Origin of the sequence: Catalinimonas locisalis, assembly GCF_038039535.1 — a bacterium.
Lineage (GTDB): Bacteria > Bacteroidota > Bacteroidia > Cytophagales > Cyclobacteriaceae > Catalinimonas.
The window spans coordinates 1-22286 of sequence record NZ_JBBPHP010000047.1; the positions used below are offsets into that span (position 1 = coordinate 1).

Here is a 22286-nt window from a genome sequence, read left to right on the forward strand (position 1 = left end):
AGTTTGTAATAGGTTTCCGCTTTTACAAACAATGCTCTTTATCCTCTATTCCAAATCCTTAACTAAACGGCATTGGGCGGCCCCCGCATCTTTGTCCAACCTTCTGAAGAAATTAATCGTACCAAACGTGCGTTCCATAACCCATCTCCAAAGAATAGGCACGAAGCCTTTTGGGGTAGGGAACGGGAGGGTATTTCCACTCTACACCTAGTAAATTAGCGTAGACCCAGTCCATAAATGTGTGTTTGTAAGCTGCATCCGCTAAGATTCTTTTCATCCGGTGCAGGTATCCTTGCAAGGGAGCGACCACTCTTTCAGCCGTGGTTCCGTCAGCTTGGTTAGCGGCATGGACTACCCCACCCCACACTAAGCCGAGAGTGTCGGTCAGGACATGTCGTTTACGTCCGTTGATATATTTTGGTCATCCACTCCTAAGTTCTTGTTGAACAAAAGGGGCGGCTTTGACCTACTGATTATCAACGGAGAGTAGGCTAGGTGTTTCTTCTTTTCCTTGCCGCTTTCTTTCCTGACGATTCAGGTGAGCATTCAACTTCTCCAATGTACCATTGAGCGTCCATCGCTTAAAATAGTAGTACACCCAGGCATACGGTGGATAGCTTTCTGGCAGATTGCGCCATTTTCTTCCCAAGTGTAAATACCACAAGATGGCGTCTAAAATATCCCGTAAATCGTACGGCGGCTGCCGCTTTCGCTTCTATTGGATAGGCAAATATTCTTTCATAATTTCCCATTGTGGATCTGCCAGTCTTATGTATTGTGTTTGCATAAACTTTTGAGTTGTGGTGAACCTAAAGTTTATGCGCCGATCCGCTTTTTCAAAATTTAACAAGCTCTGACACTTGAGCAATAAGCGCATTTGAGTTGAATGGTTATTTCGCACATAACTACCTCACAATGCATTCATTTCTTTTTATTCATTATCATACACTCTTTACGACTACCTAGTTTTTAAGCAGTATTAAATATCACCAAGTACGGGTTTTAAGCAACTCCTGTATTTCCTCTCGGGAAACAGGAAGCTCATCTATATGGGCTTCTAACCATTGCGAAAAATCATTCTCGATCTCATCGCTCCAGCGAGCGTCTATCTGGCCGGGAGTATATTTACCTTCCCGTAGTCGCTGATGTCCAAACTGATCTCTCAGGATCACCAATTCTCCCGTTTTGACTACCTTCTCAGCCAAGTGCGGCGGAATGAAGATCACGCCGTCCAGTTTACCTAATACTACATCGCCGGGTATTACGGTCGCTGGGCCAATACGAATTGGTACATTAATACCAGTTAGCATCATCTGCTGCTGATAAGACGGGTGAGTACCCCTGATAAAAGAAGTGAAGCCCTCAATTTTAGCCAGGCCATCCAAGTCGCGGACAGTTCCATTAAGTACCACTCCATTTCCAGATTTAGCGGCAATTGCCGTGCCCAGGTTATCCCCAATAATGGGCCCATCTAATATTTTAGCATAAGAATCAGCCACATATACATCACCCTGTTCCAGCATGTCAATAGGCCAGGAGACCATATCCCCAATACGTCCTTCTTCTGCCCCTTTCTTTTCCAGTTGCGCTCTTACTTCTGGCCTTATTGGCATATACTGAGCGGTCAATACCCGACCTACCAGTACATCACCGGGATGGATATTCTGCCACCCATATTCGTACTGGTGAGTATACCCTTCTCCTCTCAGTACCGACCACGCCTGCTCCACCGAGATATTTTTCATTCTTTCCAGTATACCATCTGAAACTCTGGGACGGCCATCGGGGAACCTTTCACCCTCCCAGTTAGGTGTAAGAGCAATCATTTCCTCACGGCTCATGGTGAGTTGCTGGGCACAAGCAAACTCTAAAGTGAAAAAGAAGAAAAGTAGAAAATAGGTTTGTGGTCTGTATTTCATGTCAGTAAAAAATTTGGTAGTTTCAGTAGACCTGTATTTTATGATCAGGCATCAATTAAAAATAAATATACTTGAGCAACAACCTAATTCATACCTATGAAGCGAAGAAAATTTTTGAGAAATGCTGCATTGGCGGGTATTTCTCCTCTGGCACTCTCTAAGAAAAAACCGCCGTCTACTATCAAATCAGAGAGCATCATTCCTCATCCATTGTCAGCAATAAGCCGGGAAGAGATCTTTATAACAGATGTTAAAATCACTCCACTTTCCTATGTGCACCCTGAAGGAACACTTTGGGAAGTGGGAGATTACATGGTCTGGAAAACTGACGCATGTCTTGTAGAAGTATATACTGATCAGGGAATAGTCGGAATTGGGGAAGGTAGTCCTTATAGCGAGCCGGACAAAATAAAAGCCTACATTGATAGCAAGATTACGCCTTTCATAAAAGGTAAAAATCCTTTCGACATGGACTTCTTTACTGCTGGTGGTCCACATCAGGATTACCTGGCCAGGGCAGCCTATGCCGGCATCAACAATGCCTGCTGGGATATCATTGGTAAAGCCAAAGGACAACCCGTTTACAAGCTATTGGCACAGGATTTTGAGCCTCCCGGCCGGATGAAAATATATGCCAGTGGTGGCGTTAACCATGCATGGTATCGCAACGGCGAACAGGAGTTGATAGAAGAAGCACTACGCTATAAGGAAGAAGGCTATGATGCTTTTAAGTTAAGAAATGGCACCAGTTGGGAATTCAGCGGTATGACATTGGAAAAGCATATTGATGTGCTACGTAAACTGAAAGAAGCAGTCGGGCCGGATTTTAAGCTGATGCTGGAAAAGCATTCCCATTCGCTGGAAGCTATTGTACACCAACTGGCTCCGGCTTTGGAAGACCTGAAGTTTTATTGGTTTGAAGAACCTATGAACCAGTGGGAAGAAGGAGCCGTAGAACGCCACCTTCAGATTAAAGAGGCAATGCCCTCTGTGATGATTTCTGGTGGAGAACGTTTTACCAACCGGCTGCAGTTGATGGAGTGGATCAATAGCGGTGCTTATGATATCATACAATCTGACTGTAATTTTACTGGTATCAGTGAAGGATGGCATATTGCACAAATGGCCAATCTTTATGGACGGCTTCAGTGTCCTCACAACTGGCACGGCGGACTCACTACCATGGCTAATTTGCACTTCGTAGCTGGCGTGCCCAACGGACATATGTGCGAACTGAACCAGACTTTCAATCCGCTAAAAGACGAAATTTTCAAGGAACCGCTTGTCGTCGTAAATGGCTATATGAAGCTCCCCGATAAGCCGGGATTTGGTACGGAAATCATTGAGGACGTAGACAAAAAATTTCCTTTTGTAAGTGGAAAATACCTAAAACCCAATCCCAGATTAACAAAAAATTAAGTAAGGAATTGCTTGGTGCTGTTTTGCTAAAACAGTATTACTATATGCAAAAAATAATGAATTATAATAATGATAGAATGCATACCTTATTATAATATCAAAAAACCATTCATATATAACGTTAATATTATGAGATTTTCATTCATTTGAAAAATGAATGAATGGTTTGCTTTATGCTGAGACGTGCTTTTAACAACAACCAAATATATTTACTATGCACAAAAGTTCACAATCCAAATTACTTTTGGTATGCTGGTTATTGCTCATGTTCAGCAGCTTACCTCAGGCCTGGTCTCAGGTCAGAACGATCAACGGTACCATCACCGATCAAAGTAATGGTTCACCACTTCCCGGAGTCAACATTCTTGTAAAAGGTACTACCAACGGTACAATTACCGATATAGAGGGGAAATTCAGTCTTTCGGTACAGTCTGACAATCCTGTTCTGATTGTGAGTTCTATCGGTTACCTGTCGCAGGAGATAGAGGTAGACAACCGTAACCAGATCGATGTACAACTCACTGAAGACGTTGCTTCACTGGAAGAAGTGGTGGTAGTTGGCTACGGTACCCAGAAGAAAAGTAACATTACTGGTGCCATTGCCTCGGTCTCGGGCGAAGACCTGGAGAAAGTACAGGTAGCTAGTTTTGACCAGGCCATTCAGGGGCTGGCGGCTGGCGTTTATGTGACATCCAACAGCGGTCAGCCCGGAGGGGGGATTAGCGTACGTATCCGGGGTATAGGTGCGATCAACAACAGTAACCCTTTGTATGTAATTGATGGCGTGATTGTTGGCGCAGGCAATAGCGAAACCACTAATCCGCTAGCCTCATTAAACCCTAATGATATTGAGTCAGTTGAGGTGCTCAAAGATGCGGCTTCTGCCGCGATCTATGGAGCAAGGGCTGCCAATGGTGTTGTGCTGATCACTACCAAGCGGGGTAGCACCGGACAGCCTACTCTCAGCTATAATGGCTACTACGGCCTACAGGTACCCACCACCAACCTGCCTCGTCCCCTGAACGCACAGGAATTTGCCGAAAATATGAACCAGGCATTCACCGCAGCAGGTCAGGACGCCCCTTTTGACAACCCTGCCGCCCTGGGCGAGGGAACCAACTGGAAAGATGTACTGATGCGCAATGGTAACATACAGGACCACCAGCTCTCACTTTCCGGCGGCAACGAGAAACATAACTATTTTGTCTCAGCCAACTATTTCAATAATCAGGGGATCATGATAGAAACTTTTCATGAGCGGATGTCTTTCCGGGTCAACACAGATAATCAGCTGAGTGATAAATGGTCGGTAGGAAATAGCTTGGCATTCAGCCGTACATCGCGCTATGATAATGGCTCAGGCAACCGTACTTTTATTCATGGTTCTTTCACAGAAATCTACCAGATGCTACCCACTCAGCCGGTGTACAATGATGATGGTACTTTTGCCGGACCCACCGATACACGCCTGGAAAGAAGAAGAAATGCCGCCTCCCGTGAATTACTTCCGGAGAGAGACAATGTGGAAAACCGGCTACTGGGTAACCTCTACGTAAATTTTGAACCTATCAAAGGTCTTACTTTTCGTACCAGTTTCTCAACAGATATTGTCGGACGCAATACTTATTTCTTTGAACCGCCTTATCATGAAGGACTGTTGGAGGACCTGTACTCCAATGTAAACCGATCAGCTGTTAACTCTACCTTTTGGCTCTGGGAAAATTTTGCTACTTATCAAAAGGCACTGGGCCAACACAATTTCTCTCTCATGGTGGGTACTTCAGCCCAGAATTTTGATATCAGGTCCATATCTGCCAATGCGGAATATGATTCTGATGCATTTACCGAAGTAACCAACAGTGCGCTGATTAATAATTCCACTACCTCCTTTACCGAAGAATCACTGGCTTCTGTGTTTGGTCGTTTAACCTACAATTTTGACGAGCGCTACCTCTTAACCGCCAACGTCCGGCGAGATGGTTCTTCAAAATTTGGTCCCAATAATAAATTTGGTGTCTTTCCTTCCTTTTCTGCCGGATGGAGAATCTCTGAAGAAAACTTTTTTGACTCGCAGCTTGTCAATGATCTCAAGCTCCGGGGTGGTTGGGGACAGGTAGGTTCTGATGCCATCGGAAATTTCAAATACCTGGCAGCGCTTAATACCGGGTTTAATTATCCTTTTGGTAATCAGACCGGATCTTCCAGCCTAGGTGCTGCACTGCTAGAGTTGGGAAACCCAAATATACAATGGGAAACCGCTACTGAGTGGAGTATTGGTGCGGATGTGGGGCTACTGGACAACCGACTTACCTTCACTGCCGACTATTTTGAAAAAACACGTACCGATATGTTGCTCACCTTGCCGCTGGCCGGAATTTCCGGACTCACCCAGACCGTAGATAATGTGGGTGAACTACTCAACAAAGGATTTGAATTCAGCACCAATTACCGCAAAGCAACCGGCAAATTTACTTATGACATTGGACTTAACTTCACTACTTTCTACAATGAAGTCGTAGATATTGACATCTTGAATGAAATCGTAGCTTCTACTTATTCAGGTTCGGGTGCTGTGGCCCTGATCAGAGTGGGGCAACCTCTGGGCGTATTCTATGGCTTGGTGACTGAAGGACTATTCCAGACACCAGAAGAAGTACGGCAGGCCAACGCAGTGGATGGAGACGAAAGCACACCATTTCAGCTGTCAGACACTGCTCCCGGTGATTTCAGGTACCGAGATCTGAATGGTGATGGCCGTATCACCGGTGACGACCGCCAGATTATCGGCAGCCCGGTACCTGATTTTTCTTATGGAATCAACGGTAGTCTGCAATACGGTAATTTTGACCTTAACTTCCAACTTTTTGGTGTGCAAGGTAATGAAATACTCAACCTGGGCAGGTCAATTCGGGAGTCTTCCGGTAGGGCCTTCAACAAAAGCAGTACCGTGGTCAACGCCTGGAATGGCCCGGGAAGCAGTAATTCTATCCCCCGACCAATAGTCACCGACCCTAACCAGAATGTAAGAGTGGGAACTCACCTTGTGGAAGATGGCTCTTTTCTTCGCTTAAGAAATCTTCAGTTGGGCTACAATCTGTCACCTGAGTTACTATCCAGCTTGGGGATTACCAGGCTCAGGGCCTATATCGCCGGGCAAAATCTGCTGACCTTCACTAATTACAGCGGCAATGACCCTGAAATTGGCTTTGACGGTAATAATACTGCTGCTAATGGCCTGGACCAGGATCTGTATCCACAGGCAAGAACATATACAATAGGTGTAAACGTAAGCTTTTAAGCATTAACTTTAAAAACTATGCAATACCTGAAAAATTCAGTTTGTATTTCACTACTACTCCTCATGATAGCCTGTAGCGAAGACTTTGTGACCAAAGAATACCAGAATGGTGTGGTAGACGAGAACTTTTTCCAGAATGCCCAGGACGCTGAACAGGCACTTACTGCAGTGTATGATATTGTAGGACAGAAAGGCTATTACCGGGATGCTATATTTCCGCTCGGTGAGTCTTCCTCTGACAACATAGACGAACAGACCGGCGACAATGGCGACTTTGGCTTTCATTATAAAGCCATCAGTGACTACCGCTGGGTACCCGATAACCCCTTTTTTACAGCTCGCTGGTACGACTCATACCGGGGTATCTTTAGGGCCAACATTTTATTGGAAAAGCTACCTGAAATTGACATGGATGATGCCATTAAGCGCCAGTTTGCAGCTGAGGCAAAGTTTCTGAGGGGGCTTTTCTACTTTACGCTGATCATCTCCTACGGTGATGTTCCTCTGATAACTGAAGTACTTACCCGCGATGAGTATAGTAATCTTTCAAGATCTGATCAGGCACTGGTCTATGCGCAGGTAGAGCAGGACCTCATTGAAGCTGCCGATGTCCTGCCCGTAGATGCGACAGAACTGGGCAGAGCTACCCGGGGCTCGGCTTTAGGCCTACTGAGCAGGGTATACCTCTACCAGCAAAAGTGGCAGGAAACAGTTGATGCCAGTGAGGAAGTGATCAACCTGAACCAGTATAATCTGATAGAAGACTACGGCAGCATGTTCAATGGCCACAACGAAAATAGCGAAGAGTCTATCTTTGAAATGCAGTCAGTAGCCAGAGCACCAAGTTTCTGGAGCGGACAGTCTGAAAATCTTTACAGTGTAATGTGGAGTCCAATGATTGGCTGGGCCAACTGGTTTACGCCGAGTGTTGACCTCATTGAATCCTTTGAAGAAAATGATATGAGACGTAAAGCTTCACTGCTTTTGGTGGGTGCCAATGATTCTATAGACCTCAACGGAGACGGTGTTCTGGACCCTTTTCCGGCACCTGAGCTAGGTTCCAATACTGTGTTCTTTACGGATTCTAACGTTCGTAAATTTCTTCCGGAAGGCCAACCCCTGAATGATGTCAACAATTTTGATATTAATTTCCCCATCATTCGCTATGCTGAAGTATTACTCAACTACGCTGAGGCACTAAATGAACTGGGAGAGTCATCAGATGCACTCGTGCCACTTAATGAGGTGAGGGCCAGGGCCAGTTTGCCAGCTATCAGTATCAGTGAACAGGGAGCATTGCGTGAAATAATCTATCATGAGCGTAGGATAGAACTAGTATTTGAGGGACACCGTTTCTTTGACCTCAAGCGTCAGGGACGTGCTCAGGAAGTATTGGGACCACTGGGCTGGCAAACAGGCCAACATGAATACTTCCCTATACCCCAGGAAGAACTTGACCTGAATCCCAATTTAACTCAGTACCCTGAATAAAACTAAACTGATGTATCTATCAGACGTTTTATTAGTAGATATAGATGCCAGGAAAAGCCTTCAGCTTTTCCTGGCTGTTTTTCTTTTTCTCAATTTTTCCTGTAAGCCTGCTCAGGAGGATACCCCAACTTCTATTCCTACCCTTTTCAGAGCTTTAAGCCCCACAAACACAGGAATTGATTTTGCCAACCTGATTCGTGAAAACGAACGTACAAATTTCCTTACTTATCCCTACATGTATAATGGAGGAGGGGTGGCAGTGGGCGATCTGGACAATGACGGGTTACCGGATATCTATTTTACTGGAAATATGGAAGGCGATAGGCTGTACCACAATCAGGGATCATTAAAGTTCAAAGATATCACCCGGCAGGCGGGAATTCTCAGCCAGAACCTCTGGACAACGGGTGTTACCATGGCAGATGTGAACGATGACGGCCTGCTGGATATTTATGTTTGCCGCTCTGGCGACAGAGGTTTTCGGAATAACCTGCTGTACATCAATCAGGGAGACATGAAATTTAAAGAAGAAGCCCGCAACTGGGGCATCAACGACAATGGCTATAGTACTCAGGCTACTTTTTTTGACTACGACCTGGATGGAGATCTGGACCTTTACCTGGTCAATCACTCCATTCGCTTTAATTTTAATCAGGAGGAAATTTTTAAAAATAAATTCAGTCCACTACCCGAAGAATCCGATCAGTTGTTCCGCAATGAAGGGGATCATTTTACCAACGTAAGCCAGGAAGCCGGTATCCAGCATTTTGCCTTTGGTCTCAGTGCCACAGCTGCCGACCTGAATAGCGATGGTTATCCTGACATCTATGCAGGCAGTGACTTTTTTGAACCGGACTTTTTGTATATCAATCAACAGGACGGCACTTTTCGGGACGTGCTACCACAGAGCACCCGGCATATTTCTTTTTCCAGCATGGGCGCCGATATTGCCGACTACAACAATGACGGTCTTCCTGATATTTTTGTCGCCGACATGCGGGCGGCGGATCACTACCGTTACCAGGCGAATATGGTGGGCATGAACCGGCATAAATTCTCCAGGATGCTGGCTGAAGACTATCACTACCAGTACATGCAAAATACTTTGCAACTTCATCAGGGATACGATGTACAAGGTCTACCGCTTTTCAGTGAAGTAGGACAACTGGCTGGAGTCAGCAGCACTGACTGGAGTTGGTCTGCTTTATTTTTTGATATGGATAATGACGGCTGGAAGGACCTGTTCGTTTCCAATGGTATTGCTCGTGACATTCAGAACAAAGACGCCTGGACCAGGATTAACGAAAGCCGACAGAAACGACCCGCTTTCTCTGAAATGCTGAGTTTTTTTCCAGAAGCCCCTCTACATAACTATACCTACCACAATGCCGGTGACCTGAGCTTTGAAGATGTGTCCTCATCTTTCGGTATAGATTATCAGGGTGCTAGCAATGGTGTAGCCTATGCTGATTTGGATAATGACGGTGATCTGGATCTTGTGATGAATAATCTTAATGCCCAGGCCTCAGTTTATGAGAACGTGGCTGGCCAGCAAACCAACAAGCATTTCCTGCAAATTAGATTCAGAGGTAGAGAGGACAATCATTTTGGCTTAGGAGCCAGGGTTAATATCAGGTACCAGGATCAGCAACAGTATCAGGAACTCAGCCTGAGCCGTGGATTCCAATCTTCCGTTCCGCCAATTTTACACTTTGGTACCGACAGCCTTAAGCAGGTTGATGAAGTAGAAGTTTTTTGGCCCAACGGTAAGCAGCAAACTCTAAAGAATGTGACAACCGATCAGTTACTTCTTATTGATCAGAAAGATGCTAAGATGCCAGACAAAGATAATAAAAGTCCGGTAAGTCAAGCACGCTTACAGCAGTTGGACCTGGTAGAGATCCTACATCAGGAAGAAGCGTTTGATGATTTTGCGAGGGAACCACTCCTATCCTATAAGTTGTCTTCTAACGGCCCGGTCATCGCGATAGCCGATGTGAATAATGATCGGTTGGAGGACTTTTACTTCGGAGGAAGTAAGGGCTTTTCGGGTAAACTTTATTTACAAAACTCCGATGGAACATTTAGTTCCAGAGAACAAGCGGTCTGGAAAGTTGATCGGGTCAATGAAGATACTGATGCGCTATTTTTTGATGCCGACCAGGACGGCGATATGGATCTCTATGTTGCCAGCGGCAGTAATGAGTTTGAAACGGCTTCACCCCATCTAAAAGACAGGCTTTACCTCAACGACGGCAAAGGTAATTTCTCTTCTGCTAAACTTCCTGATTTACCTCAGAACAATTCCTGTATCGCATCGGCGGACTTTGATCAAGATGGCGACCTGGATCTTTTTGTCGGCGGTGCCTCAGTTCCGGGAGCTTATCCTCAGGCAGAAAACGCTTATCTGCTTATCAATGAAGGAGGCATATTTAGTCAACAAGAATTAGGAATTAAAGGCCTGATCACCGATGCCGTGTGGGCAGATATTGACCAAGATAAGGATGAAGACCTGCTAATTATAGGCCACTGGATGACTCCATTGTTATTGGAAAACCAGAATGGCAGTTTACAGCCTGCCCGTGATCTTGATTTTGTTGATTACGCACAAAAGCTCAGTATGTCAGGCTTGTGGAATAGCATACTGGCTCAGGATGTTGATCAGGACGGAAAAATAGATTTGGTGCTTGGCAATGAGGGTTTGAACAGTCCCTACTCAGCCTCCAGTTCTCATCCCCTGGAGATGATGGCTGCTGACTTTGATAATAATGGCTCGCTGGATGCTCTGATGGCTTACTATCAAGACGATAATTCATATCCGGTACAAGGAAGAGATAAAATACTTAGGCGTGTTCCTTCCTGGCAGCGCAAATTTCCGGATTACCACAGCTTTGCCAGCATGACCATGGAACAGATTCTGGCGGATGAAACCAGTGACAGCTTACTCCACCTGGAGGTCAACCAATTAGCCTCCTGTATTCTTTTCAACGAGGGAAACGGAACATTCAACTTGCAGCTTCTTCCTACCCAAGCACAGATTTCAGCAGTGCAGGCAATTAATGCTGCTGATTTGAATCAGGATGGATTTGATGATCTGATTCTGGCAGGTAACCATCACGACCGGGAGGTTGAGACCTCTAGGAATGATGCGGGGATCGGCCTGATACTGCTCTCTACAGGCAAACGAGGTTTTCGCCCTCTTTCGCTATCGGAAAGTGGATTTCTGGCCCATGGAGAGGTTAGGGATATGGAATTGCTGAAAACCGCCGGAAATTCCACTCTACTGCTGGTAGGCAGAAATCAGGATAGTCTGAAGGTATACAGGCTGCCCGCCATGGCAGAGAAACAAGCCTGGGTAGAATAGAATCAGTTGGATAAATTGGGATTGGTAATTGCCCAGCTTCCCTCAAGATAAGGAAACTTACGGGCTACATCATCAATCAGTTCCATGCCGTAACCAGGACGGTCAGGCACGTCCAGATAGCCATTCCTTACCACCAGCGGTTCTTTGAAAATTTCTTCCTTGAAAGGATTGTAGGTCTGGTTCAACTCTAAAATCAGGCGATTGGGAATCGCTGCGACCAGATGGGCGTTGGCCATGGTGGTAAGGCCACCGTGCCAGTTGTGAGGGACGCAGTATTTGTTCTTTAAATTCGCCATATGAGCGATGTACCAGCCTTCGGTAAGCCCGGTTTGGTTCACATCATTCTGCACAATGTCAAAAGCATCCCGGTCTATATACTCTTTGAACTGCATGCGGGTATTGAAATTTTCCCCACCGGAAATCATTACAGTAGGTAGTCTTTCCTTAATTTTCAGATGATTATCCACTGAATCCGGTTGGTTTTGACTCAGGGGCTCTTCCAGCCAAAAAATATCATATTCTTCCAGTGCCGGTGCCATAGCCAGATTCTGCTCCAGGTTAAGTCGCATGTTGTGTTCCTGCATCAGGTCAAAGTCATCGCCTACCTCCTGCCGGAGCTTAGCGATCAGCGGCACAAAATCATCTACCGTGATACCATCAGCTTCCCAGTCTGTGCCCAGGCGATACTTGAAGGCGGTGTAGCCTTTCTCCTTATGCATCAGAGCCTCCTCAATGAGTTGATTAGGGTTGTCGTACCAGGCAAATTGAACCCCGCCGCTGGCGTACATGCGAATATGGGTATCTGTGTCGCCTTCTCCGGCCAGCAATTGATACACCGGCTTATTTTTTACTTTGCCAATGATGTCCCAGAGGGCGACATCTACGCCAGCCCAGGCTGCTTCACTGCTGGCGGTAAGTAATTCTACGTCAAAAGGATTTTTCCCCATCAAATTGGGGCGAATGATCTCTTCAACATACTTCTTCATACGCTCCATACCCCGGTAAGGACTGGATTCACCGATACCCACTATCCCCTGATCGGTAAAGATTTCTACCAGGAAGGCATCGGTTTTGGGTACCAGGAATGTAGAGCTTACCCACTGCTGATCATTGGGGAGTTTGAAGGAAAGCAGCGTAGCTTTAACATCCGTAATTTTGACATCTTCACGGCTAATTCCCTCCAGCGGGCTGTATCTAGCTGTTCGGGGTACGTTTGATTGCCGAATTCTAGCTGGAAGCATACCAGCTCCAGCCGCCAGTGCAGACTTTTTTAGGAAATCTCTACGGTTGTTGGTGTACATGAGAAAATAGTTTAGGTATTGTAAATTCAGTTTTTGAATGACTCAAATTTTTACCTGCCTGACAGTAGCCTTGAACCTTTGGTCTTATCTTTTTTGTCTTTGCCAGTGCTGGACGTGCAGCTCCTCTACTTCACCTAACCAAACTTCCGTACGTCAAGGATGCACGTTGATGGTAACAGGTATTTCATACTTACGGCATAAGTCTAACAGTTCGCCCATATTGAAAGTCATCAGTTCGGTGCCTTTCCTTCCTCAGCGACGGTAAAGACTCTGATCGGAGTACCATGTAGATACTGAAGTATGAAAGTCAGGATTATTGAGCAACTCGGGATTTCGCGGGTCTTTGAAAATGGTGAAATACAAATGTACAGTATTGTTATACTCAATCCGTGATTGGGTCAACTCTTGGTAAAAAGACTTTCTCTCCTGCGAATGAGTGATCTCATAGTGCTATAGTTTAGGTGAAAGATTAAGCAGCAGTGAAAAAATACAAAAATTAGCTGTTTAAAAATCACTGGCATTTTCTGATTTATAGTAATTTAGATTTTTTTTTGAAAATTAAATTCTAATCTTTTTGCAACTCCCTCCATTTTTTTGACAATTAGCAGAAATTGCCTTCAATCTCATTACGTTTTTCCACTTTTTCCATTAATTTATTGAGATACACAACCCTAAGTAATACCCGTGTTTACTTATCAGTCAAAATTGCTTACCGTACTAATTACAGCACCTATTTTTGGTGCTTGTCAGTATCGCTATGAGCCTGGTTTCAGACAAATACCCCTGAGTGAACATAGCATTCAATTTATCTACCAATTGCGCCCCACCGACTCAGCCAATATCTTCAACTTTAACTATTTCTATAATCATGGAGAGGTAGGCATTGGGGATTTCAATGGCAACAGTCTGCCGAACATTTACATTGGAGGTAAGATGGTTTCCAGCAGATTGTATCTAAACCTAGGAGGTTTTAGGTTTGAGGATATTATGCTCCTTTCAGAAAGTGGTACCGATCGCTGGCTCACCAGAATTTCTTCCGTAGTGGATATCAACCACGACCATTTAACTGATCTCTGTTTGGGAATTTCAGGATTAGAACAAGCAAAAAGAGGGAATCTGCAATTTGTCAATCAGGGGAATAATACCATAGGCATTCCTGAGTTTAAAAAGATTGCGGTTGACTACGACGGATACATCCCCCATGCTGTTTTTTTTGATTTTGACCGGGATCAGGACATTGATATTTATTTGTTAAACGCTGCCAATACTGAGTTTTATGAAAAGCAGATTAATAAAATCCACACCGACCAACAAACCCTGACCAGTAATAAATTATTTAAAAATAGGGGTATTGGTAAGGATGGTCATCCGGTTTTTAAGGACATCTCAGGAGATGCAGGAATTACCGAAGCAGGATTTGGGCTGGATATAAACTACCATGACTTCATCGGGGTTTTTTTTCCTGATATAAATGTATCCGACGATTATCTCTCCTATGATCTGCTTAATATCAACATCAACCAGCAGGATGGTACTTTCAGCGATGAGGCAGATCACGGAGGAGAATGGCTTAACCTTACAGAAATGGTGGGTACTCCCAAGTTGACTATCACCAATTAATCTATATTGGAGGAGACTCCTGATTATATAAATGTGGAGGAAGGATAATTCTATCAGGACCCTGGAATTTTGATGAAATAGACTTTCAGAAAATTCTCTAGGGTTCCATCGGACTTACTGAAGAATAAAACATCAAAAGCAACAAGCTAAAAACCATCATGAGAAACATTTTTATCATTTCGCTGCTACTCTTCAACTTTTCTACGACCTTACTTCACGGCCAAACAAAAGATAGTTACACAGATTTTCTGAATGAGTTAACTAGCATCAAAGCCACCCAGGTGAAAGCACCACCGGAATGGGCCATCGTTCAGCGGCAGCTTATCCGAACAATGGAAGAGGCGGCCCCCTTCTTTGTAGCTCGCTTCATGCGGGAGGATGGTAGCATTTACGGAGAGGGACCATATGACGATGTATATGAGATGTTCTACAACTGGCCGGAGTTTTATACCATAGGAGCTGATAAGTACCTCTATGAAAAATCCCTGCTGGCCTACAATGCCATCACCCGCACCAATACAACTTTTTACCGGGACTCCATCAATTACCATCACCGCCTGCACAAAGAATTTCCTCGTCACGATGATTTTTTTCATATCAGCGAGGGTATGACACTGTTCTATAACCTTGGGCTGGCAGCTCCCCAACTACCGGCTAATGTCCGCCGCGCCAGGAGGTTTGCAGGTTTTTATCTCAACGAAGATCCGGAAGCTCCTAACTTTGACCCGGAGCATACCCTGGTCAAATCTATTTTTACCGGTAGCGAAGGCCCACTGGCTTCCTCCAGTGCGGTATATAATCTGCGTTACGGACACGCTTCACTTTACCCCGTTGAGCCTAACCTGGAGCCCGAATGGAACGAAAATCCACAGAGGGCGGAGGAAGTTCAAACTCTTTACGATCAGGTCGTTACCCGCACAGATGTACCGGTCAACCTGGGGATTACTGGACTGATTACTAATGCATACCTCTACACCGGAGAAGAAAAGTACAAGCAGTGGGTGCTGGACTATGTGGATACCTGGATGCAGCGTATTGAAGAAAATGATGGTCTGCTGCCGGATAACATCGGCCTGAGCGGAAAAATAGGTGAATATCGTAATGGGCAATGGTGGGGCGGGTTGTATGGTTGGTACGCCCGCTATGGTCTGATGATGATGTTTGCTGCTATGTCCAACGCCAGCGAATGCGCTTACCTTCTCTCGGGAGATCCAAAGTACCTGGACCTGCTTCGTTCACAAATTAAGGGGCTGATGAACCGGGCTCAGTATACTGAAGAGGGACAAATGCTGGTTCCTTTCCGCATGAAAAAAGAAGGCTGGTACAGCTATCGCCCTATGATGGCGAGAGACCTGACCCACCTCTGGCATGCCTCCTTGGCTGAAGAAGACTGGCAGATGGTAGAGAAGCTGCTAAAAGGCAGCAAATACCGTCCGCTGTCTGATGAAGGTATGTGGGGGCAGAATACTTTAGTAGAATTAGATAATAAAACCTGGGAAAAAGGAGAAGCTTTTGATCCTGCTCAGGAAATGAGCATCGGTGATCGCTCTTTGGGCAAAAGTGAATACGCCCGGCTGATGTACTACGCTGGCAAGAATCCTGACTGGCCGGTAGAAGCGCTCAAAGCGGATTTACAGGAGGTCATACGTAGGGTAGACTTCATGCATAAAGATGAACGAGACCCAGTCATGATTGAGGGAGATGATCTGCATCCTAACAATCCGATACTGACCAAAGCGTTGGTACAAACTACCATGGGCGCTCCGCAAAGTATCTACTTCGGTGGACTCCTGAGAGCTAGCGTGCGCTACTTTGATGCTGAGGCAAAACGTCCAGGTCTTCCTCCGGACGTAGCGGCACTGGTTAGCGATATTTCAGCTGAAATGCTCACAGTAGAAGTAGTCAACCTCAGTATGACCGAAAGTAAGTCCCTGCTGGTGCAGGCTGGAGCTTTTGGAGAACATAGTTTTGAAAAGGCGAGCTTTATGACAGATTATGGAGAGGAAAGCAGCAATCAAACTACCACCATTGACGGTCGGTATTTTCTTCTGGAACTTCCTCCCTCAGCGTCCATTGTGCTAAATCTGGTGCATGAGCGATATGTGAATCAGCCGACTTACGCATTTCCTTGGCAGCATAAGTAGTTATTCATTTTTTCGTCATAACATCCTAAACCCTTCATTCCATGAATGATAATCAACAATATAGGAGTTCAGCCTGCTTGTCTTGCTGATTTTCCTCAACACTTTCTGTACGCAACAGAAAATGAGTTTTATGTGGTAACCGATGGTAATGACCAAAATCCGGGTACGAAGGAACAGCTCTTGAGAAATCCAGGTAGGACGAAACATGATTCTCGGACAAGACCAATTGCAAGTATTTGAAAATGCTGAAAATCAAAATTTTAGTGTTCAGCCCTATTCATTTGTTTACGACAGCCTCCCTGGTTTTGAGGAAATACCTTATCATGAGATTGGTTTGTACGTAGACAAGTACCGCACAGCAATAGAGTAGGCTTTAAATGTTTGGCTTTTTGCGCAGGAAGAGAAAGGTATCGGTAATAAATAGGTTGGTAGGCAGATCAGGCTGATCGGAACGAAAAACAAAATACAGATTCTGCTGGGTAGAGGTATCCTGGATGGGCACCTCTATTTCGTGCCATTCCGTATTTTCTTCAATGGCTTGTACGCCTACTATTTCTCCCTGAGCTTCGTTAAGCCTTACTTCCAGAGTACCACTGATCATTGCCCTGAGGCGGACACTAATATGGCTGATATGTCGGAGGTCAATATGCCGATACATGAGGTAGCCTCCATTTTCCTGTACAAGTGAATTTCCGTTTACCCGCAACGCTACTCCCTGCCAGTAGTCGGCCGAGGAGGCGCTAAGCCTTGGCGGGATGAATGTATATTTGTTGGTTCTGGTGACAGGCCCTATTTCCTTACTCCCTTTATCCCGGTAGCTTATCTCTAAGAGATAAACGCCGGATGCATCTGTTTTACCCTGATCAAAATGCAATATGCCGGAGGTCTTTTTCTCTTCTGTAACCGGCTGATCAGCCAGAGAAAGAATATAGATAACCATTTTTTGAACTTCTGCTTCTTCAATAAACTGATGCGCGGGCATAGCTCTGCCCATGTTCCAGTTGCCCTGCCCTCCCTGGGTGATTTTCTGCATAAGCATAGCATTTTTATCCTGCCCTCGGTATCGCCGGGCTACTTCGGTGTAAGATGGCCCTAAAGAACGAGTTTCCAGGCTGTGACAGGCCACGCAACCGTTCTCCTGCACCAGCAGTTTACCGTCCTGTAGATCATGCATATTGTCTGTGCCACCTTTACCGCTGCCTATAGGCTGGTAAGAAAAAAGAACCCTTACATCCTCCTCAGCGATCTGTGACCCTGACAAACTGCCATCTTCCTGATCTTTTACCTCTATGGAATAGGATAAGCTATCCCAGTAAAAGGCACGGTTTTCAGTGGTGTTAAAAAATATCTGTGGGGGTGCATTGCCAGCCATGATCGTAATAGTTTTTTCTGCTACTCCCCCCTGCTCATCGGTTACCAGCAGCCTGACCGGATGCTCTCCCGGCTCTTCAAACTTATAGCGGATATCCTTACCTGACAGACGCTTACCTTCTATTTCCCAACTGTACTCCAGTGAGTCCTGATCATAATCGTATGATTCTTTTGCAGAAAGACTGAGTTGTAAAGGCACTGCACCTTCTGTCTGGCTGGTGGTGATCTGGGCTACCGGCTTTCGGTTTCCCCTGGCATAGGATATCCTGACCACTTTGGCATCCAGATTTCTGGCATAGCTCTGCGATCCGTAATCCAGTACATAAAGGGCACCCTCAGGTCCTAGTCGCATATCAGTAGGATGCGCAAAGTGAAGCGTGTCTATCAGGGGCTCTACCTGTTCAACTTCTTCATTTTCATTCAGGCTGGCTGTTTTCACCCACCCTCGTACCCAATCATAAAAGATCAGTTTTCCGTCAAAATAATCAGGAAGCTTCTGATCCGAAAAAGGATACTGATCACTTCTAAATACTGGCCCTACCATGATATTCATACCTCCCTGTCCCATTTCAGGAAACTCCTTGGTTGGCTGCCGAGGATACCAGAGGATAGCCGGATGAGCCGGAGGTAAGTCTTTCAACCCACTATTATTAGGAGAATCATTCACCGGAACAGCAGGATTAAAGGGCGCCCCAACTTGCTGCTTGGCATAGTCATAATCAGGATAGGCGATGTTATGAGCCACAAAGTATGGCCAGCCAAAATAGCCAGCTTCTTTCGCAAGGTTGATCTCCTCGTAACCCTGCGTCCCTCTTTCACTGTCTATGGTGGCATCTGGCCCTACGTCGCCAAAGAACAGGTACTGTGTGGCAGGGTCAATTGAAAAGCGGTAGGGATTTCGGCACCCTTTGACAAAAATTTCCGGCATACTGAGCGAATCATTTTCGGGAAAAAGATTTCCCTCTGGAATGCTATAGGAGCCGTCTTCTTCGGGATGGATTCGCAATATGCCCCCCAAAGGATTGTTAGAGTTTCCCGCAGTTCGCTGTGCATCCCGGCGTACTTCTCCCAACCTCTCGTCTATGGGCGCATAGCCCTCCGGTTGCCAGGTATAATCGCCGAAGCCGATGTAGAGGTTTCCTTCAGCATCAAATTCCAAAGCATTTGAGGCATGGTTGGCATCGTCAGGATTATGGGGTACTTTCATAATCACTTTTTCAGAATTCATAATCAGACTGTCGCCTGCCAGGTAAAAGCGGGAAATGTACTGATACGGTTCTGTAGCATGAGAGTAAGAAAGAAAAATCCATGGCTTGCTGTGAAAATCTGGATAAACTGCTAACCCGTTCAGGCCATTGGACTGGCTGTTGTTGACCAGCACCTGACCAATGGTTTTAATCTCATCATCCTGCTGGTTATAGTATTTGATGGCGCCGCCTCTTTCAATCAGGAGAATATCCCGGTTGGGCAGCACCTCAATTTCCATGGGTTCATTCAGGCCAGAGAAAAGGGTTGTATAAGTAAAACGTTTAGAATCAGGATAGGCTACCCGAGAAGACTCAGTGCTCCACTGCACCTTCTGAGCATTTTGGGTGAACATGTCTGTAAGTTCCTGACTGTTCCACGGCAGTTCATCAGGCAGAAAATAAATAGTGCCCCTGCCAAAGGCATAAGTCTGGATATCCTCTTTGCTGGTCGCCAGCAGTTTAGTAGCCTTTTCGCTACTTCTTTTTTTCTTATGCATCAGATCTTCCAGCAATGGCCACTTACGCTGATATTTCAGATCCACCTGCCAGAAATACAATTGTCCGCCTTGGCTAACGAATCGTTCAATAATCCGCTGTTGGGCGGCTGTGAGGCTATCTGCCGATAGGTCAGAGAGCAGGAGCTGACTGTATTTTTTCAGGCTGTCTTCTGCCAGGCAGGAAAGATCCCCATTCATGAAACCGGTATTCAGGTTTAGCCAATTAGTTGTTGCTTTTTTTTCTTCTCCCGAGATGATCAGTAAGCCTTCCCTGTCAGGAGCAAAGCCACAGGAAGCCAGAGTGAAGGCAAACAGCAAGAACACCAGCAGTTGCCTGTATACCTGAGTTTGTACTAAAATCATCTTACTGTTAATCTGCATACCTGTATTATTTCAACATCACTTCCCAATACCTGGTTCTTCGGGAGGTTCCTTCCGAACCTTCTACTTCAAGAGTAATTACATGATAGACACCAGCTTCATCAAACTGGTGAAGGGGGCTGGGTTCATCCGAGGTTTTACCATCTCCAAAATCCCAATGCCAGTTTTGAATATCTCCTACCGATTCATTCTTAAAATACACCAGCCGCCGTTCTTCGTCTATCACTTCAAAAGTCCAGTCTGCCTTAATTTTGGGCTTAAAGCGAGCTTCCAGCGGCAGCAAACGAAACGCACAGAGGTAGGAAGCATTCTTGACCATTTCTACATTATGAGAAAGATTAACGTGCCCCTCTCTCTGGGCTCCGTCAAAATCCAGGATAGACCACGAAAGGCCGATGTATTCGTTTTCTCGAAACTGACTTTCCTTAGCCATTTCAGGACCTTCATGGGGGGCATAGTCGTAGGGCGTGATCCAGAACTCCAGTATCAATTTACCGCTTTCTCCCTGCCGGAAGCTGTAGTCAAAAGCGTAATTGGACTGGGGAAATTCCGAGATCCAGGGCTGGTTGCCCCACACCAGTGTCCAGGCGCCATTGACAGGAGGTGTATAAATATGGTAATTTTGCGCATGTACCCCACTAAAACGCAGGTGGGTGGCAATATGTGCCTGAGCATCCCCCATACGGTTGGAGTTTTGCAGCATTTCGTTAAAAATAAAAGGACCACCCGACAGGTCACCATCCACCACTATCTCAAAAATATCGTTCATGTAGCCTCGGGGATTAAAGCGCTCAAAATCCCAGAAATTATCGTAGGCTTCGTAGAGGAAATACAGGCGGTTGAGTCCTTTGACCCAGCCGACTCTGACCTTCACATCCAGGTCGGTGGTGTCAATCGGATAATCCATACCATCTTCCGTATCTTTGAGCAGGTCGGTGCCGTAAATCAGTTCATCCGGATAAATTTCCCAGTCATCTGCTTTACCATCAATTCTGGGTATCTGGTCGCGGGGAAACTGAAAAATATGAAGATCAAGCTCAGGGCGAAGCAGGTTGGGGACAATCTCCTGAGCCAAAAGGCTGACTGGGCAAAGGTAACACAGCAATAAAACCCTGAGGCAGCAAATAATTAGTTTAGGTTGTGACAAAGTGAAATTACTTGAACGTTGGTAGTTGCTACGCTAAAAATTGTTAGATTCAGTTAATAATACAGATTTTTTCAGCCTAAAACAATGCACAATGCAGCCAAGGAGAACATTTCTTAAACAAGGTCTGGGGCTCACCGCGGGTCTCGTGAGCAGTACCTTTCCCAGCTTTTCCGACAACAGAATTTCCAGCCTCAAAGACATTCCTATCACCGATACGCACGTGCATTTTTGGGAGCTGGATCGCCTGGAATATCCCTGGCTGGAAGATCGTTCTTCTCCTATCAGCCGTAATTTTGTTCCGGATGATTACCTGAAGGCAACGAGTAACTATGAGCTGCAAAGAATTGTGTTCGTGGAAAGCGGTCGTGTTCCCGAAGAGTACCTCCAGGAATCCGACTGGATCAGCCAACTGGCTGAAAAGGAAGATAAAATTGCCGGTATTGTAGCTTTCTTTCCCATTGAAAAAGGGTCTGAAGTGCAGGCCGACCTGGAAAAACTGGCAGATAATACACTGGTCAAAGGTATACGGCGCATGGGAGATCCTGATGAAATGGTTGCTTCCTACGCTTTTCAGGAAAGTCTAAATTTGATGAACCGGCACCAACTCAGCCTGGACATTCACTATGGTTCAGAAGGGTTGAAGGCATTTATACCCATCATTGATAAGTTTCCTGACATGACTTTCGTCATCAATCACCTAGGACTTCCGGATGTAAAGCAGGGTGAGAATGAAAGCTGGCAAAAAGCTATGCAGGCCGTAGCCGAGCGTCCCAATGTGTACTGCAAATTGTCCGGGCTGCTCACCCGCTGCGAGGATGACCAGAAAAACAGCCAGACACTCAAACCTTATATACTCTCAGCCATTGACTATTTCGGTACAGAACGGATGGTGTTCGCCAGTGACTGGCCGGTACTGACATTAGGCGGCACTTTTGAACACTGGTTGCAGATTCTGGATGAAGTACTGGGTGACTTCAAGAAGCAAGAATTAAGAGATATTTTCTACCAGAATGCAGCCAGGGCTTATCTTTTGTAAATTCGGTTACCGGTTGGGGAAGCGCAAACCGTTTCGTAGCAAAAACTTTTT

The 22286-nt window shown here is 45.6% G+C and carries 13 protein-coding genes and 1 pseudogene; 8 read left to right on the plus strand and 6 right to left on the minus strand.

Translation table 11 applies throughout. From position 1 onward, the window contains the following. Positions 1-112: 112 nt before the first annotated feature. From WJR50_RS29520 to WJR50_RS29530, 3 genes and pseudogenes are all read right to left on the minus strand, one after another. Positions 113-412, minus strand: coding sequence for a transposase (locus WJR50_RS29520; protein ID WP_341296963.1), 300 nt, complete (start codon positions 410-412; stop codon positions 113-115). Positions 413-466: 54 nt separating this feature from the next. Beyond that, positions 467-694, minus strand: a pseudogene (locus WJR50_RS29525) (transposase); the annotation flags it as partial. Positions 695-986: 292 nt separating this feature from the next. Continuing rightward, on the minus strand, positions 987-1919 hold the full coding sequence (locus tag WJR50_RS29530) for an RraA family protein (protein WP_341296931.1): 933 nt from the start codon (positions 1917-1919) through the stop codon (positions 987-989). Positions 1920-2015: 96 nt separating this feature from the next. Between WJR50_RS29530 and WJR50_RS29535 the strand changes: the two genes are divergently transcribed. The 4 genes from WJR50_RS29535 (at position 2016) to WJR50_RS29550 (ending at position 11491) form a co-directional block, all read left to right on the plus strand. Then, entirely contained in the window at positions 2016-3338 is a 1323-nt protein-coding gene (locus WJR50_RS29535; RefSeq protein WP_341296932.1) for a mandelate racemase/muconate lactonizing enzyme family protein, read from the plus strand. A gap of 214 nt (positions 3339-3552) precedes the next feature. Continuing rightward, a complete protein-coding gene (locus WJR50_RS29540) occupies positions 3553-6636 on the plus strand; it encodes a SusC/RagA family TonB-linked outer membrane protein (protein ID WP_341296933.1) in 3084 nt (1027 codons plus the stop codon). Between the two features lie 18 nt (positions 6637-6654). Beyond that, on the plus strand, positions 6655-8127 hold the full coding sequence (locus WJR50_RS29545; protein WP_341296934.1) for a RagB/SusD family nutrient uptake outer membrane protein: 1473 nt from the start codon (positions 6655-6657) through the stop codon (positions 8125-8127). 10 nt (positions 8128-8137) lie between these two features. Next, on the plus strand, positions 8138-11491 hold the full coding sequence (locus tag WJR50_RS29550; protein ID WP_341296935.1) for a VCBS repeat-containing protein: 3354 nt from the start codon (positions 8138-8140) through the stop codon (positions 11489-11491). A 2-nt stretch (positions 11492-11493) separates the two neighbouring features. On the opposite strand, the gene WJR50_RS29555 is transcribed toward WJR50_RS29550, so the two are convergent. Next, positions 11494-12792 carry an enolase C-terminal domain-like protein gene (locus WJR50_RS29555; protein ID WP_341296936.1) on the minus strand — a complete coding sequence of 433 codons (1299 nt, stop codon included), beginning with the start codon at positions 12790-12792 and terminating at the stop codon, positions 11494-11496. 705 nt (positions 12793-13497) lie between these two features. Here WJR50_RS29555 and WJR50_RS29560 point away from each other — a divergent pair. The 3 genes from WJR50_RS29560 to WJR50_RS29570 all read left to right on the plus strand — a co-directional run bounded on the left by WJR50_RS29560 (position 13498) and on the right by WJR50_RS29570 (position 16926). Beyond that, positions 13498-14412, plus strand: coding sequence for a hypothetical protein (locus WJR50_RS29560; RefSeq protein ID WP_341296937.1), 915 nt, complete (start codon positions 13498-13500; stop codon positions 14410-14412). Between the two features lie 158 nt (positions 14413-14570). Then, positions 14571-16556 (plus strand): DUF8034 domain-containing protein, encoded by a 1986-nt coding sequence (locus tag WJR50_RS29565; protein WP_341296938.1) that lies wholly within the window; start codon positions 14571-14573, stop codon positions 16554-16556. A gap of 205 nt (positions 16557-16761) precedes the next feature. After that, positions 16762-16926, plus strand: coding sequence for a hypothetical protein (locus WJR50_RS29570; protein WP_341296939.1), 165 nt, complete (start codon positions 16762-16764; stop codon positions 16924-16926). A 3-nt stretch (positions 16927-16929) separates the two neighbouring features. On the opposite strand, the gene WJR50_RS29575 is transcribed toward WJR50_RS29570, so the two are convergent. Further along, complete coding sequence (locus tag WJR50_RS29575) at positions 16930-20052, minus strand: PQQ-dependent sugar dehydrogenase (protein ID WP_341296940.1); 3123 nt, start codon at positions 20050-20052, stop codon at positions 16930-16932. 7 nt (positions 20053-20059) lie between these two features. Next, complete coding sequence (locus WJR50_RS29580) at positions 20060-21127, minus strand: PKD domain-containing protein (protein ID WP_341296941.1); 1068 nt, start codon at positions 21125-21127, stop codon at positions 20060-20062. Between the two features lie 163 nt (positions 21128-21290). Between WJR50_RS29580 and WJR50_RS29585 the strand changes: the two genes are divergently transcribed. Beyond that, positions 21291-22235, plus strand: a complete 945-nt coding sequence (locus tag WJR50_RS29585; protein ID WP_341296942.1) for an amidohydrolase family protein — start codon at positions 21291-21293, stop codon at positions 22233-22235. Positions 22236-22286 lie beyond the last annotated feature (51 nt).

Excerpts from the sequence above, each read along its gene's own strand:
- WJR50_RS29565 (WP_341296938.1), top strand. The coding sequence starts at position 14,571 with ATGAGAAACATTTTTATCATTTCGCTGCTACTCTTCAACTTTTCTACG.
- WJR50_RS29555 (WP_341296936.1), bottom strand. The coding sequence starts at position 12,792 with ATGTACACCAACAACCGTAGAGATTTCCTAAAAAAGTCTGCACTGGCG.
- WJR50_RS29550 (WP_341296935.1), top strand. The coding sequence starts at position 8,138 with ATGTATCTATCAGACGTTTTATTAGTAGATATAGATGCCAGGAAAAGC.
- WJR50_RS29540 (WP_341296933.1), top strand. The coding sequence starts at position 3,553 with ATGCACAAAAGTTCACAATCCAAATTACTTTTGGTATGCTGGTTATTG.
- WJR50_RS29575 (WP_341296940.1), bottom strand. The coding sequence starts at position 20,052 with ATGCAGATTAACAGTAAGATGATTTTAGTACAAACTCAGGTATACAGG.
- WJR50_RS29530 (WP_341296931.1), bottom strand. The coding sequence starts at position 1,919 with ATGAAATACAGACCACAAACCTATTTTCTACTTTTCTTCTTTTTCACT.
- WJR50_RS29585 (WP_341296942.1), top strand. The coding sequence starts at position 21,291 with ATGCAGCCAAGGAGAACATTTCTTAAACAAGGTCTGGGGCTCACCGCG.
- WJR50_RS29535 (WP_341296932.1), top strand. The coding sequence starts at position 2,016 with ATGAAGCGAAGAAAATTTTTGAGAAATGCTGCATTGGCGGGTATTTCT.
- WJR50_RS29545 (WP_341296934.1), top strand. The coding sequence starts at position 6,655 with ATGCAATACCTGAAAAATTCAGTTTGTATTTCACTACTACTCCTCATG.
- WJR50_RS29570 (WP_341296939.1), top strand. The coding sequence starts at position 16,762 with ATGATTCTCGGACAAGACCAATTGCAAGTATTTGAAAATGCTGAAAAT.